The organism is Streptomyces narbonensis (genome assembly GCF_014649015.1).
In the GTDB taxonomy this organism is placed as follows: Bacteria; Actinomycetota; Actinomycetes; order Streptomycetales; family Streptomycetaceae; genus Streptomyces; species Streptomyces narbonensis.
This window is the reverse complement of record NZ_BMSF01000002.1, coordinates 396777-409977: the sequence shown is the minus strand read 5'-3', so window position 1 is coordinate 409977 and position 13201 is coordinate 396777. Positions and strand designations below refer to the sequence as shown.

The 13201-nt window shown below is 73.2% G+C and carries 13 protein-coding genes; 5 read left to right on the top strand and 8 right to left on the bottom strand.

Annotation, left to right across the window (positions count from 1 at the left end; genetic code table 11):
* Positions 1–135: 135 nt before the first annotated feature.
* The 3 genes from IE124_RS05415 to IE124_RS05405 all read right to left on the bottom strand — a co-directional run bounded on the left by IE124_RS05415 (position 136) and on the right by IE124_RS05405 (position 2647).
* Positions 136–1608 carry a UL36 very large tegument protein gene (locus IE124_RS05415; protein WP_189505313.1) on the bottom strand — a complete coding sequence of 491 codons (1473 nt, stop codon included), beginning with the start codon at positions 1606–1608 and terminating at the stop codon, positions 136–138.
* 102 nt (positions 1609–1710) lie between these two features.
* A complete protein-coding gene (locus tag IE124_RS05410; RefSeq protein WP_189505311.1) occupies positions 1711–2112 on the bottom strand; it encodes a PPOX class F420-dependent oxidoreductase in 402 nt (133 codons plus the stop codon).
* A 130-nt stretch (positions 2113–2242) separates the two neighbouring features.
* The gene (locus tag IE124_RS05405; RefSeq protein WP_189505310.1) at positions 2243–2647 is read right to left on the bottom strand and encodes a winged helix-turn-helix transcriptional regulator; all 405 of its coding nucleotides are present in this window, start codon (positions 2645–2647) and stop codon (positions 2243–2245) included.
* Between the two features lie 61 nt (positions 2648–2708).
* On the opposite strand from IE124_RS05405, the gene IE124_RS05400 reads away from it, so the two are divergent.
* Positions 2709–3401 (top strand): NAD(P)-dependent oxidoreductase, encoded by a 693-nt coding sequence (locus tag IE124_RS05400; RefSeq protein ID WP_189505307.1) that lies wholly within the window; start codon positions 2709–2711, stop codon positions 3399–3401.
* A 42-nt stretch (positions 3402–3443) separates the two neighbouring features.
* Here the strand turns inward: IE124_RS05400 and IE124_RS05395 are convergent, their stop codons facing one another.
* Positions 3444–3755: a helix-turn-helix domain-containing protein gene (locus tag IE124_RS05395; protein WP_189505305.1), complete on the bottom strand. Its 312-nt coding sequence runs from the start codon at positions 3753–3755 to the stop codon at positions 3444–3446.
* A gap of 32 nt (positions 3756–3787) precedes the next feature.
* On the opposite strand from IE124_RS05395, the gene map reads away from it, so the two are divergent.
* Entirely contained in the window at positions 3788–4555 is a 768-nt protein-coding gene (gene map / locus IE124_RS05390) for a type I methionyl aminopeptidase (protein ID WP_189505303.1), read from the top strand.
* Positions 4556–4686: 131 nt separating this feature from the next.
* Here map and ggt read toward each other — a convergent pair whose 3' ends face one another.
* Complete coding sequence (ggt, locus tag IE124_RS05385; protein ID WP_189505301.1) at positions 4687–6501, bottom strand: gamma-glutamyltransferase; 1815 nt, start codon at positions 6499–6501, stop codon at positions 4687–4689.
* Positions 6502–6606: 105 nt separating this feature from the next.
* On the opposite strand from ggt, the gene IE124_RS05380 reads away from it, so the two are divergent.
* Positions 6607–7350: a hypothetical protein gene (locus tag IE124_RS05380; protein WP_189505299.1), complete on the top strand. Its 744-nt coding sequence runs from the start codon at positions 6607–6609 to the stop codon at positions 7348–7350.
* Here the strand turns inward: IE124_RS05380 and IE124_RS05375 are convergent.
* Positions 7292–8569, bottom strand: a complete 1278-nt coding sequence (locus IE124_RS05375) for a cytochrome P450 (protein ID WP_229832160.1) — start codon at positions 8567–8569, stop codon at positions 7292–7294. The two genes, IE124_RS05380 and IE124_RS05375, sit on opposite strands and share 59 nt — an antisense overlap.
* 133 nt (positions 8570–8702) lie before the next feature.
* On the opposite strand from IE124_RS05375, the gene IE124_RS05370 reads away from it, so the two are divergent.
* A complete protein-coding gene (locus IE124_RS05370; protein WP_189505295.1) occupies positions 8703–9977 on the top strand; it encodes a hypothetical protein in 1275 nt (424 codons plus the stop codon).
* A 114-nt stretch (positions 9978–10091) separates the two neighbouring features.
* Positions 10092–11642 (top strand): CocE/NonD family hydrolase, encoded by a 1551-nt coding sequence (locus IE124_RS05365; protein WP_189505293.1) that lies wholly within the window; start codon positions 10092–10094, stop codon positions 11640–11642.
* A 38-nt stretch (positions 11643–11680) separates the two neighbouring features.
* Here the strand turns inward: IE124_RS05365 and IE124_RS05360 are convergent, their stop codons facing one another.
* A complete protein-coding gene (locus IE124_RS05360) occupies positions 11681–12538 on the bottom strand; it encodes an amino acid ABC transporter permease (protein WP_189505291.1) in 858 nt (285 codons plus the stop codon).
* Complete coding sequence (locus tag IE124_RS05355) at positions 12535–13179, bottom strand: amino acid ABC transporter permease (RefSeq protein WP_189505289.1); 645 nt, start codon at positions 13177–13179, stop codon at positions 12535–12537. The genes IE124_RS05360 and IE124_RS05355 overlap by 4 nt, the downstream gene beginning before the upstream one ends.
* Positions 13180–13201 lie beyond the last annotated feature (22 nt).

The following is a 13201-nucleotide window of genomic DNA, read 5'->3' as shown; positions in this document are numbered from 1 at the left end:
CACCCCGGAGCAAGACCACCGTCGCGAAGCGGCGGCGTCGATCATGTTTCATACCCGAGTGGTCCACGTCGGACACGTACCGACACGTACCCGCAAGTAATGACAAGCGCCTGCAGGCGGCCGTCCCCGCTCAGATCAGGCGCCCTTCACACCCGCCAGGCCGGCCACGCGGAGGGCGTGCAGCAGGTCGCGCTCCCGCGCGGCGGACACCGCGCGGGCCGCGTCGAGGAGCCGGGGGACGAGCCCGCGCGGGTCGGCGCCCGCGAGGCGGGCCGCGTCTTCGGGGGTCCGGAGCCGGACGAAGGAGGTGAGCAGCGCGTGCGCCTCGCGGTGATGGCCGTCGGCGCGCAGGGCGGCGCACGCCCCGGCGAGTTCCTCCACCGGGCGGGCCACGCCCTGCCGGAGGAGCTGGTCGCAGTCGGCGGCCCGGCCCGCGTCGGCGAGGACCCCGGCGACGGCGGCGAGCCGGCCGGGCGGCAGCGAGGCGGCCTCCCAGAGCAGGGTGGACCAGTCGGCACCGAGGCCGGCCCGGTGCAGCTCCGCCGCGAGGGCGGGCAGCCGGTCCGGCGGACCGGCGAGTGCCTCGCAGAGCAGCGCGTGCGCCTCGCCGCTACGGCCCTGGGCGCGGAGCCGCTGGAGCGCGTAGACGGCATTGGCGGCGACACGGCCGGTCTCGCCGGGGGCCGCCTCGCCGGAGGCGGGGGTGGAGGTGGAGGTGGAGGTGGAGGCCGAGGCGGGGGCGGAGGCGGAGGAAGGGGCAGGGGCCGGAGCGGCGGCCGCGCCGGACTCACCGCCGCCCCTGAACCGCGCGCCCCGGGGAGCCGCTCCCCCGGCCGGTAGTACGGGAACGGCGACGGCGGGTGCCGGCCCCTCGCCACTCTCCTCCAGCCAGGCGTACCGGGCGCCCCGGGGGCGGCGCATGACGTGCGCCGCGGCGGAGTCCGGTGCCGACGCCCGGGTGGAGGCGGACTCGGAGGCGGAGGCGGAAGCGCGGGCCGCACCGGAAGCCCCCGGTGCCGACGCCTGGGCGGAGGCGGAAGCGCGGGCCGCGTCGGAGGCCCAGGACGGAGCCGAGGTCCGGGCGGCGACCGGCGCCAGGGCTGGGCCCCCCGCGGTTCCCCCGAGGCGGGACAGTCGCGTCGTCAGTTCGGTGACGCGGGCGGCGGCGCGGGCGTGGTCGTCGCGGATCCAGGCGAGGTCGTTCTCCAGGCCGGCCGACTCGGCCGCCCCGGCGGCGGCGCTGAGCCGTTCCCCCAGCTCGCGGGCGCGGGACTCGGCGTACCGGCGCTCCTGTTCCATCAGGTCGCGGCGTTCGGCGAGCGCGGCGGCCCCGCCGGGGCGCCGGTCGTGAGCGGTGGCCGCCGCCGCGTACAGCGCCCGGCCCCGGGCGGCGAGCGGCCCGTCGCCCGGCTCCCCGGCGTCCTGGAGCAGCGACTCGACGACGTCCCAGGGCAGGATCTCCGTGCCGTCGAAGCAGGCCCGCAGCCCTTCCGGGTCGCGTTCGGCGAAGACCCCGTACCAGCCGGCGTCCGGCCGGAGACGGGAGGCGAGCTCCGTCAGCCAGTGCGCGAACGTCGCCACTTCCACCGGGAGTTGATGTACCGTCACGTTTCCGCACCTGCCCCGCCGTCGACTGGAACCTTCCGGTCCGCGGGTATTGGACCGCAGTCGTGTTACGGGACGACTACGGTCCGTTTTCGGGCGGGTGCCTCAGTCGGTGGATTCGCCGGAGTCGAGGCGCACGACGATCCCGGTGTGCGGGCGCTTGCCGAGCCGGACGATCATGGCCGGTACGTCGGTCAGCCAGTACTGCCAGGTGTACTTGCGCGAGAGCAGGCCCCGGATCCGGCTCAGCTCCTCCCCCTCGACCAGCCGGCCCTCGCCGGGGAAGCGCGTGGCGCCCTCGGCGATGTTGCCGCGCACGTCGCAGACGGCGACCTCGACCCGCGGGTCGTTCCGCAGTCGCTTGACCTTCCAGGAGTCGGTGCGGGTCCACGCGTACAGCTCGGAGCCCTCCACCGCGTACCAGACGGGCGTCGCGACCCCCGTGCCGTTCTTGCGGAAGGTCGTCAGGCTCACGTAGCGGCCGCGCCGCAGTTCCTCGGGCATCATGGGCGGGAGCCTAGGCGAGGGACGCGGTCGGGCCGGGGCCGGGTGGGAGGCGCGGGCGGGGGTCCCCCGGGCGACGAACGAAGGTGCACGGCTCCACGCTCGCCTCTGCCGTCCGGACCCGCATCCGGTGCTACGCCACCGGGCTGTCCTGCTCGTACGAGGCGCGGGCCTCGGTGATGGCGGGGGCGTGGGCGCGGGCCCAGTCGCAGGCCGTGTCGAGCGGTCCGATGAGCGAGCTCCCGAGGGGTGTGAGGGCGTACTCGACGCGGGGCGGGTTCTCGTCGTGGACGGTCCGGGTGACGAAGCCGTTCCGCTCCATGGAGCGGAGGGTCTCGGTGAGGACCTTGGGGGTGATCCAGTGCAGGGGCACGCGCAGTTCGGAGAAGCGGCGGGGCGTGCCGTCCTCCAGGCAGCGCAGGACCATGCCGGTCCACTTGTCGCCGACGCGGAAGGGCTGAGCCGGGCTCGCGGCGCAGTCGGGGTCGCCGAAGCGGGAGGCGTCCAACGGCGCGGCGGAAGTGGGCTGATCAGGCATGGGGCCGACGCTAGCCCAGTACCGTTGAAGTAACCAGGGACCTCCGTTCTACGGTCCGGGCATGGACATCGAGAGCAGCAACAGCAACAGCCGTGACGACAAGAGCACCAGCGTGCGCATCGCGGTCTTCGGCGCCGGCGGGCGGGTCGGCCGGGCGGCCGTCGCGGAGGCGGTGGCCCGGGGTCACCGGGTGACGGCCGTGGTCCGCGACCCGGCCGTTCACGGTGATCTGGAGGGTGAGGGGGTCGCACTCGTCCGGGGTGACGCGACGGACGCCGCCTCGGTGGCGGCGCTCGCGGCCGGCCACGACGCGGTGGTGCACGCGGCCGCCCGCCTGGACGTGCCCTCGGAGGAGTACTTCACTGCTGCGGCGAAGGCCTTGGTCGCGGGCCTGACCGAGGCGAAGGTGCGGCGGCTCCTCACGCTCGGGATCGCGACGACGCTGGAGACCGCGCCCGGGGTGCGGCTCATGGACGCGCCCGAGTTCCCCGAGGCGTGGCGCGCCTTCGCCCAGGGGCATGTGGCCGAGTTCGAGCTGCTCGCGGCCGAGGCGGGGCCTGAGCTCGACTGGCTGATGGTGGTACCACCGCTGGACCTGAACGCGGAGGCGGAGCGGACCGGCGCCTACCGGACGGCCGTGGGCACCGTCGTGGAGGGACCGGGCCGCATCGGGCACGCCGATCTGGCGCTCGCGCTCCTGGACGAGATCGAGCGCCCGCGCCACAGCCGGGTGCAGCTGGCCGTCTCCCTCTGAGACGTCGGCCCGCCCCTGCCGGACAGGGCGGGCCCGGCCCCGTCAGACCGGGGCCGGTGCCTGGGCCGGAGCCGGGTGCGCGGCCGGGACCGGGGCCGGATTCGGAGCCGGAGCCGGGGTGCAGAGCACCACGAGTTCGTCCATGGAGAGGTCGAGGACCCCGGCGAGGGCCGCGACGGTGAAGAAGGCGGGTGTCGGGGCCCGCCCGGTCTCGATCTTGCGGAGGGTCTCGGCGGACAGGCCGGCCGCGGCCGCGATCTCGACCATGGACCGCTCGCCGCGCGCCGAGCGCAGGAGGAGGCCCAGGCGCTCGCCGCGCTCGCGCTCTTCGGGGGTCAGGGGTGTGCGCACCATGACGCCATTCTAATACCGGTATAGTAATTGGCATGGTGGAGATCAAGACGAACGAGTCCCTGGCGGCGATGCGCGAGTCGGGCCGGGTGGTGGCCCGGGCCCTGGCGGCCGTGCGGGAGAAGGCGGCGCCCGGTGTCGCGCTCACCGAGCTGGACCGGGCGGCGCGGGAGGTCCTGACGGAGGCGGGCGCCGGATCGCCCTTCCTCGACTACCACCCTGACTGGGCTCCGGTGCCGTTCCCCGCGGTCGTGTGCCTCTCCGTGAACGACGCGATCGTGCACGGTATCCCGGACGGGACCCGCCTGGCCGACGGCGACCTCGTCTCCGTCGACTGCGGGGCGCTCCTGGACGGCTGGGCGGGCGACTCCGCCGTCAGCTTCACGGTCGGCCGGGCCCGCCCGGAGGACACGCGGCTGATCGCCGCGGCGGAGGAGGCGCTGGCGGCGGGCATCGAGGCGGCCGTCGTCGGCAACAGGATCGGCGACATCGCGCACGCGATCGGCCGGGTCTGCCGCGGTGCGGGGTACGGCATCCCGGACGGCTTCGGAGGCCACGGCATCGGCCGGACCATGCACGAGGACCCGGGCGTCCCCAACGAGGGGCGCCCGGGTCGCGGCATGAAGCTGCGGCACGGCATGGTGCTCGCGATCGAGCCGATGCTCATCGGCGGCGGCACGGACGACCACTACACGGCGCGGGACGGCTGGACTATCCGTACGCTCGACGGCTCCCGCGCGTCCCACGCCGAGCACACGGTCGCGATCACGGACGACGGCCCGCGCGTGCTCACGGCCCTGTAGGACGCGCGCCCGGGCCGGCGGCCGGCCACGGCCCTGTGGGACACGCGCCCCGGCCGACCGCCGGCCACGGCCCTGTGGGACACGCGCCCCGGCCGACCGCCGGCCACGGCCCTGTACCGCCTGCGGAGGCCCTACCGGCCGCCCGCGGGCCGTACGACCATCGCCGAGCCGCCGCCCCTGCGGACCGTCTCCGCGGCGGCCACCCAGCGGCCGTCCGGCAGTCGCTGCACGCCCGTGGCCGCGCCGATCTCCGGGTTCTGCCGGAAGCCGTGCCCGATGCCCTCCAGCTCGACCCTCAGCGGGCTGTTCCACAGGCCGGGTTCGAGTTCGGTGGTGGCCTGGTTCCGCTGGCTGGCGCGGGGGGCGGCGATCGCGTCGACGAGCGGCAGGCCCCGGTCGACGACTCCGGTGAGGGTCTGGAGGACCGTCGTGATGATGGTCGCGCCACCCGGTGAGCCGAGGGCGAGGACGGGCCGGTCGTGCGGGTCGAGGACGATCGTCGGGGAGATCGAGGAGCGCGGGCGCTTGCCGGGGCCGGGCAGGTTCGGATCGTGCACGGCCGGGTTGGCGGCGGCGAAGGAGAAGTCGGTCAGCTCGTTGTTGAGCAGGAAGCCCCGGCCGGGCACGGTGATCCCGCTGCCGCCGGTGGACTCGATGGTCAGGGTGTAGGCGACGACGTTGCCCCACTTGTCGGCGGCTGTCAGATGGGTGGTGTTCTCGCCCTCGTACGTGGTCGGGGCGGCGGTCCCGCCGCTCGCGCAGGGCGCGGGGTCGCGGGGGTCGCCCGGCGCGAGCGGGCTGGTCAGGACGGCGTCGTCGCGGATCAGGCAGGCGCGGGAGTCCGCGTACCGCTGGGAGAGCAGTTCGCGGGTCGGCACGGACTCGAAGGCCGGGTCGCCGACCCAGCGGCCCCGGTCGGCGAAGGCGATCCGGCTGGCCTCGATGTGCCGGTGGAGATAGCCGGCCTGGGTGGCGGCCGCCAGGTCGGTGCCCTCCAGGATGTTCAGCGCCTCGCCGACGCTCGTGCCTCCGGAGGAGGACGGGGCCATGCCGTAGACGTCGAGTCCGCGGTACGAGACCTTCGTCGGCTTGCGGAACTCGGTGCGGTACGCCGCGAGGTCACGGACCGTCAGGTCGCCCGGGCGGACGGTCCTGGTGGCGCCCGCGCGGACGGGGGGCGTGCGGACGGTGTCGACGATGTCCCGGGCGAGCGGACCCCGGTAGAGCGCGCCGACGCCTTCGCGGCCGAGCGTCTCGTATGTCCGGGCGAGGTCGGGATTCTTGAAGACCGAGCCGACGACGGGCAGTTGCCCGCCGGGCAGGAAGAGCTCGGAGGTGGCCGGGAAGTCGCGGAAGCGGGCCTCGTTGGCGGCGGTCTGGGCACGGAAGGTGGGATCGACGGTGAATCCCTCGCGGGCGAGCCGCTGGGCGGGGGCGAGGAGGGTGGAGAGGCGTTTGCTGCCCCAGGCGTCGAGGGCGGTCTTCCAGGTCGCGGGGGTGCCGGGGGTGCCGACACCGAGGCCGCTGGTCATGCCCTCCTCGAAGGGGATCGGCTTGCCGTTCTCCGTGAAGAGGCCCTCGTCGGCGGAGCGGGGTGCGGTCTCCCGGCCGTCGACGGTGTGGACCGTACGGCTCTTGGCGTCGTAGTACACGAAGTAGCCGCCGCCCCCGATCCCCGCTGAGTACGGCTCGGTGACGCCGAGGGCCGCCGCGACGGCGACGGCCGCGTCCACGGCGTTGCCGCCCTTGCGCAGGACCTCGATGCCGGCGGCCGAGGCGTCGGCGTCGACGCTGGCGACCGCTCCGCCGTGGCCGACGGCGACGGGCTCCTTGACCGGCCCCGGCGGGGCGCCCGGCGGCGCCGGGGCCGGCGCGGCGGCGCCCATCGAGAGGACCGTCGCCGCGACAGCGAGAACGGAGACCTTCCGGGCGGCGGATCGACGCATGCGCAACCTCCAGTCAACGACCGTCCGCGCAGCGTAACTTCCTTCCGCCCCTCCCGTCAGGACCGCCTCGAACACGGGGCCGGTCCGCCGATAGCATGCGCGCCCATGAACGAAGACGTGCGGAACATCGTGCTCGGGGTCCTGGCGACCGGGGTCAGCGCCTCCTTGGGATGGCTGGCCCGCACCTACCTCTGGCGGCGGGGGCTCCGCCGCAAACAGGCCTTCTTCGGCCTGCCCTCCGGCTCGGAGTGCCTGCTCGTGGTGAACCGCATGGCCGGCAGCGAGCGCAGCGTGCACGCCACCGATGTCTCGGCGCTGCTGGAACTGTCGGCGCTGGTCATGGACTGCGGGGCGCGTCCCCGCATCGTGCAGCACGACACGGCTCGTCAGGGCCTCGGGGAGATAGCGGAGTTCTGCATCGGAGGCCCGTACTCCAACCGGCGCATGGCGGCGCATCTGCCGAACCTGCTGCCGGGACTCACGATGAACGTCGAGCAGGAACCGAGCGAGGACCGGGGGATGCTCACCGTAGCGGGCGAGAGCTACCGCCCGGAGTGGGGAGTGACCGAGTACGTCGTCCTGGCCCGCCTCACCCGCGGCAAGGGCGTCCGTCCCGTGTTCCTGCTCTGCGGCCAGGCCGCGGTCACCAATCAGGCCGCGGCGAGACACCTGGCCCGCCACCACAGGGAACTGGCCGGCAAGTACGGGACGGACGGCTCCTTCGCGCTGCTCCTGAAGGTGGTCAACTCGCAGGCCTACGGCCCTGACGTCGTGGAGCTCGTCGCCGACGTCACGCGGGCCGCGTTGTCGGCGCCTTCGGCAGCACCGGCAGCACCGGCAGCGACTTGATCCCGTTGATGAAGTTGGACACCAGCCTGCGGGGCGGCCCGGCGAGCTCCACGCCTCCGCACGCCTCGCGCACCTCCTCGTACAGCACCCGGAGCTGAAGCCGGGCGAAGTGGGCGCCGAGGCAGACGTGCGGGCCGTCGCCGAAGGAGACGTGCGGGTTCGGGCTCCGGCCGAGGTCGAGGCGGTGGGGTGCGGCGAAGGCGCGCTCGTCGTGGTTGGCGGACGCGTGGAAGACGACGACCTTGTCGCCCGCCCGGATCGCCTGCCCCGCCAGCTCGGTGTCCCGGGCCGCCGTGCGGCGGAAGGACAGCACGGGCGGGTGCACGCGCAGGAGTTCGTCGACGGCCGTCTCCACGGAGACCTTTCCGCCCCACAGGCGGGCCTGCTCCCCGGGGTGCCCGGCGAGGGCGAGGAGTCCGCCGGGGGCGGCGCTGCGGACGGTGTCGTTGCCGGCGACGGTCAGCAGGAAGAAGAACATCTCCAGCTCGGCGTCGGCGAGTTCGGAGGTGGCGAGAGAGGTCATCACGTCGTCGGCCGGGTGCGCGCGCTTGTACGCGGCGAGTTCCTGCGCGTAACCGAACATCTCGGCGAGCATCGCCGGCGACCGGGGGTTGACCGGCCGGCCCTCGGCGTCGAGGACGGGGGGCTCGTCGGGGTCCTGGTAGGCGATGACGCGTTCGGTCCAGGCGTGGAGCAGTCCCCGGTCGCTCGCGGGGACGCCGAGCAGGTCGGTGAGGTTCAGCAGGGCGTAGTCGTCGGTGACGGTCCGGACGAGGTCGACCTCGCCACCGGCACCGCGGGCGACCTCGACGGCTTCCGCGAGGAGCGTCCGCGCCCGCTCCCGCGCGGTGACGGCGAACCGCTCGATCCGCCCCGGGGTGAAGGCCCGGCTGACGAGCCGGCGCAATCTACCGTGCCCGGGCGGATCCTGATTGAGCATCATGCGGCGGATGAACGGCAGGTCGGCGGGGTCGGGGTCGCGGATCTGCGTGGCGCCGAGGGACGAGGAGTACGTACGGGAGTCCTTGAGCAACCGGACGACGTCGGCGTGCCGCGTGACGGCCCAGAATCCGGGTCCGGCGGGCCATCCCAGGATCTCCGGCTCCGCCTGGCGGGCGACGGGCGCGTGGTCGCGCAGCATGCGGAAACGGTCGTGCGGGATCCCGGCGGCGTAGATCCGCGGGTCGAAGACGTCCGGCACCTCGCTCGCGTCCCCCACCGCGCCTCCCGTCAGGAGTGGTCCAAGGGTGATGACGTACCCATCATGACAGGTCAGGGGCGGTTTTCGTAGGACTGATCGCACACTCGCCGAGCCTTGTCCGGGCCCGTCCCCGGCTTCCAGAATCGCCGTCATGAATCACTCCGAGAACGTCGATCACGATGCGGTGCTGCGAGCACGGACGATGCTGCTCGGGTCGGGCCGGCTGCGCCGGTCCCAGGAGGTCGAGGCGTACCGCGTGCTGGCGAAGGTGAGCCCCGCCGCCTATCTCCCGAAGCTGGTGCAGGCGTTGGACCAGTACGTCTACGAGCCTGGGTTCCGGGACCGTCCGGACCTGCGGACCGTGGTGCACGCCGAGGCGGTGGAGGCCGCGCGGGGCCTCGACGCCTCCGAGGAGCAGGGGGCGAGGCTCCTGTGCACCGCGTTGCACGCGCACCAGCACACGCTGTTCCTCCTCGGCCGGCGCACCGAAGGACTGGCGGTGTGCGAGGAGTTGGCCGAGGCGGCGAGGAGCAGCATGGCACTGCGGGGAGCGAAGCGGAACGGGCACGGCGGCCGGCTGGCGGCGCGCCTGGCCGAGGAGGGGCGGCACAGCGAGGCCGCGGACGTCCACGCCTCGGACGATCGGGCCGCGCGCGCCCTGCGGTCCGAGTCCTCCTTCGCCGACCTGGTGGCGTGGTCCGCCGCGCTGGATGCGGCGGGGCGACACCAGCAGGCCCTGGAGGTGTTCGCGCGGCTTGTGGACGACACCCGGCGCGGGACCGAGGAGGGTTCCGCTCCGCGGGCCCTGCTCGTGTGGGCGCTGGTCCACCGCTCCGGGATGCTCGACGCCGCGGGGTGCGACGGCGAGGCGGCCGCGGACCGGCGGGAGGTCCTCGCGCTGCTGGACCGGCTCGCGCGGTCCGGCGACTCCGGGGACACGGGCGACCTCCTGGCGCGGTGGGCGACCCTGTTCGCACTGTCGGGCCGGGCCGTGGAGCCGGCCGGGTCCCCGGAGGCGCCGGGGCCGCCGCTGGGCCATGAGCTCTGCCACTGGTCGCACGAGACGTTCCACGCGTACTTCGAAGGCTTCCCCGCGCACGCGTCGGAGGCCGCCGGTCCTCCCTGGACGGGGAGCCATCCCGGCACGGCGATCGCCCACTACCGGCTGACGCTCCGCTCGGCGCTCTTCCAGGTGCGGGACCCCGGGCGGTTCGAGGAGGCGCTGCGCCCGCTCTTCGACGAGGGCGTCGCGCTCGCCCGCCGACGGCCGACGGATCCGGGCGCGTGCGTCCGCGCGCTGACCGACCGCGCGATGTTCCTGGTGGCCGTGAAGCGGTACGAGGAGGCCCACGCCGACTTCCTGGAAGCCGGCGCCCTCCAGGCCGAAGGAGCCGGCACCGCGCCCGCAATCGTTACCCGCACGTAACTTACTCACCGGTTACCCCGGGTACGGCCTCGCGGTTACCGTCGGGTCACTTTCACTGCCCCCCCATCAGTACCCGTACTGCCTCCCCAGCAGTACGCCAGTGAGGAGTGACCCGTGCGACGCACACCCCTGGCCCTCGCCGTCTCGGCCGCACTCGTGGCCGGGACGGCCCTCTGCCTGGCCCCCGCCGCCCAGGCCGCGGACACCGGCATCCGCTTCGTCGACATCGCCGGGGAGGGCGGCACCGTCCTCAAGGCGAACGTCGTCACCCCCGCCGGCGCCGGCCCCTCGGCCCGCCTTCCCCTGATCGTGCTGCCCACGAGCTGGGCCATGCCCCAGATCGAGTACCTCGCCCAGGCCCAGAAGCTCGCCGACTCCGGTTACGTCGTGGTGAGTTACAACTCCCGGGGCTTCTGGCAGTCCGGCGGCGAGATCGAGACCGCCGGGCCGAAGGACGTCGCCGACGCCTCGAAGGTCATCGACTGGGCCCTTGCGAACACCCCGGCCGACGCCGACCACGTGGGCATGGCGGGCGTCTCGTACGGCGCCGGGATCAGTCTGCTCGCCGCCGCGCACGACCCCCGGATCAAGGCCGTCGCCGCGCTCAGCGGCTGGGCCGACCTCATCGACTCCATCTACAGCGGCCGCACCCAGCACCTCCAGGCCGCCGCCCTCCTCGGCGGCGCCGGCTACCTCACCGGGCGGCCGGGACCCGAACTCAAGGAGGTCCTGGGCGACTTCCTCTCGTCGAACCTCGACAAGGAGGACGAGATGATCGCCTGGGGCCGCAAGCGGTCCCCGGCCGCCTACCTGGACCGGATCAACGCCAACGGCGCCGCGATCATGCTCGGCAACGCCTGGGGCGACACCATCTTCCCGCCCAACCAGTACGCGAGCTTCTACGAGAAGCTCACCGGCCCCAAGCGGCTGGAGTTCCGCCCCGGCGACCACGCCACCGCCGAGGCCACCGGCCTCCTCGGACTCCCCAACGACACCTGGACCAGCGCCCATCGCTGGTTCGACCACCACCTCAAGGGTGTCGACAACGGCATCGACCGCGAGCAGCCCGTCCGGCTCAAGTCCCGCTCCGCGGACGGCTACGAGGGCTACCCCGACTGGAAGTCCGTCCACGCGAACCAGCGGAAGTTCGCCCTCTCCGACCCGGAGCACCTCTGGGCGAACGTCGACTCGGGCGCCAACGGCGGCATCACCCTCCTGACCAACCTCCTGGACCAGTTCCTCCGCACCCCGCCCACCGTCTCCGTCCCCCTCCTCCCCCGCGCCTTCGCCGGCGTCTGGCAGTCCGAGCGGTACACCACCCCGCAGCGGGTGCGCGGCACGGCGAAGGTGCACACCACGGTCACCTCCACGAAGGGGAGCGGCACCTTCGTCGCGTACCTCTACGACGTGGGCCCGCTCGGCGTGGGCAAGCTGATCAGCAACGCCCCGTACACCTTCCACGACAGGACGCCGGGGCAGCCCTTCACGGTGGATCTGGAGCTGTTCTCGACGGCGTACGACGTACCGGCCGGCCACCGCCTCGCCCTGGTCGTCGACACCGTCGACGCGCTCTACATCGAGCACAACCCGACCGGCGCGCAGCTGACCTTCTCCTCCCCGTCGGCCGACCCGTCGTACGTGTCGGTACCGCTGCGGGAGAAGTGATCACCGGCTGCTGCCGGGCGGGCAGGGCTCCACAACAGCTACTGCGCTCCCGGCAGCAGCGTTCCCGGTTCGGCCGGCGCGACGTCCACGGCCTTCGTCTTCGGGCTGCGGCGCTCTCGGCGGGCCACCCAGGTGGCGAACCAGGAGAGCAGCATGCACATCCCGATGTAGATCGGTGAGATGACCAGCACGACGGGGATGAACGGCAGGTCGTAGTCGAGGTTGGACGCGATCAGCTTGCCCGCGTGCAGGAACTCCTCGTAGGTGATGAGGAAGCCGAGCGAGGTGTCCTTGAGGGCCACCACGAGCTGGCTGATGATGGCCGGCAGCATCGCCCGGACGGCCTGCGGCACGAGGACGTACGTCATGACCTGCGTCTTGCGCATGCCGAGCGCGTACGCGGCCTCGCCCTGGCCGCGGGCCACGGCGTGGATGCCGGTGCGGAAGACCTCCGCGAGCACCGAGCCGTTGTAGAGGGTGAGTCCCGCGACGAGCGCGGGCAGCGGCTGCACCTTCAGCGCCACGAAGATGAAGAAGATCATCACGAGGACGGGCATCGCGCGGAAGAACTCGACGAGGAGCGTCGAGGTCCAGCGCAGCACCCGGTGCTCGGAGAGCCGGCCGGCGCCGAGGACCGCGCCGAGCGCGAGCGACAGCACCGAGGCGTACGCGAAGGCCTTGAGGGTGTTCCCGAGTCCTTCGAGCAGCAGTTCCTGGATGCCCTCGTAGAGGAAGGGCGACCACTTGGTCGAGGTGAACTGCTCGGTGTCGAAGAGGAGATAGAGGAACCAGCCGGCCAGCGCGAGGATCACGACGGTGGACACGAGGCCGTAGAGGAGGTGACGTCGCCGGGCGTGCGGCCCGGGGATGTCGTAGAGGGCGGTGGACTCGGTCATCGGGCGACTCCCCAGCGCTTCTCCAGGACGTGGAAGAGGGCGCTGATGGTGAGGGTGATGATCAGGTATCCGACGGCGATCCAGACGAAGGTCCAGACGATGTTGTAGCCGAGCTCGCTCAACGTCTTGTAGGTGCCGAGGAGTTCGGTGACGCTGAAGGCGCCGGCGATCGCCGAGTTCTTGGCGAGGGCGATCAGGGTGGAGCCGATGGGCGGGATGACCGTGCGGAAGGCCTGCGGCAGGACCACCGCCCCGAGGGTCTGCGTGAAGGTCATGCCCAGGCTGCGGGCCGCCTCTCCCTGGCCGCGCGGCACGGTGTTGATACCGGAGCGCAGGACCTCGCAGACGAAGGCGGAGGTGTAGCAGCCGAGCGCGAGGACCGCGAACACCTCGAAGGGCAGGACGAGTCCGAAGCGGGGCAGGCCCAGCATCACCGCGAAGAAGAGCAGGGTCAGCGGGGTGTTGCGCAGGACGGTGACCCAGACCGTGCCGAAGACCCGGAAGGATCCCACGGGCGCGACCCGGAAGGAGGCCATGACGAAGCCCAGGACGAGGGCCAGCGCCGAGGCGTAGACGGTCAGTTCGACGGTGCCGAGGAAGCCCTCGCCGTAGAGCGAGAAGTTGTCGGTCAGGACGTCCATGTCAGTGACTCCATGTGGGGGT

Coding starts and splice junctions, on each gene's coding strand:
- IE124_RS05410 (WP_189505311.1), bottom strand. CDS start 2,112: ATGATGCCCGAGGAACTGCGGCGCGGCCGCTACGTGAGCCTGACGACC.
- IE124_RS05405 (WP_189505310.1), bottom strand. CDS start 2,647: ATGCCTGATCAGCCCACTTCCGCCGCGCCGTTGGACGCCTCCCGCTTC.
- IE124_RS05400 (WP_189505307.1), top strand. CDS start 2,709: ATGGACATCGAGAGCAGCAACAGCAACAGCCGTGACGACAAGAGCACC.
- IE124_RS05395 (WP_189505305.1), bottom strand. CDS start 3,755: ATGGTGCGCACACCCCTGACCCCCGAAGAGCGCGAGCGCGGCGAGCGC.
- map (WP_189505303.1), top strand. CDS start 3,788: ATGGTGGAGATCAAGACGAACGAGTCCCTGGCGGCGATGCGCGAGTCG.
- ggt (WP_189505301.1), bottom strand. CDS start 6,501: ATGCGTCGATCCGCCGCCCGGAAGGTCTCCGTTCTCGCTGTCGCGGCG.
- IE124_RS05380 (WP_189505299.1), top strand. CDS start 6,607: ATGAACGAAGACGTGCGGAACATCGTGCTCGGGGTCCTGGCGACCGGG.
- IE124_RS05370 (WP_189505295.1), top strand. CDS start 8,703: ATGAATCACTCCGAGAACGTCGATCACGATGCGGTGCTGCGAGCACGG.
- IE124_RS05360 (WP_189505291.1), bottom strand. CDS start 12,538: ATGACCGAGTCCACCGCCCTCTACGACATCCCCGGGCCGCACGCCCGG.
- IE124_RS05355 (WP_189505289.1), bottom strand. CDS start 13,179: ATGGACGTCCTGACCGACAACTTCTCGCTCTACGGCGAGGGCTTCCTC.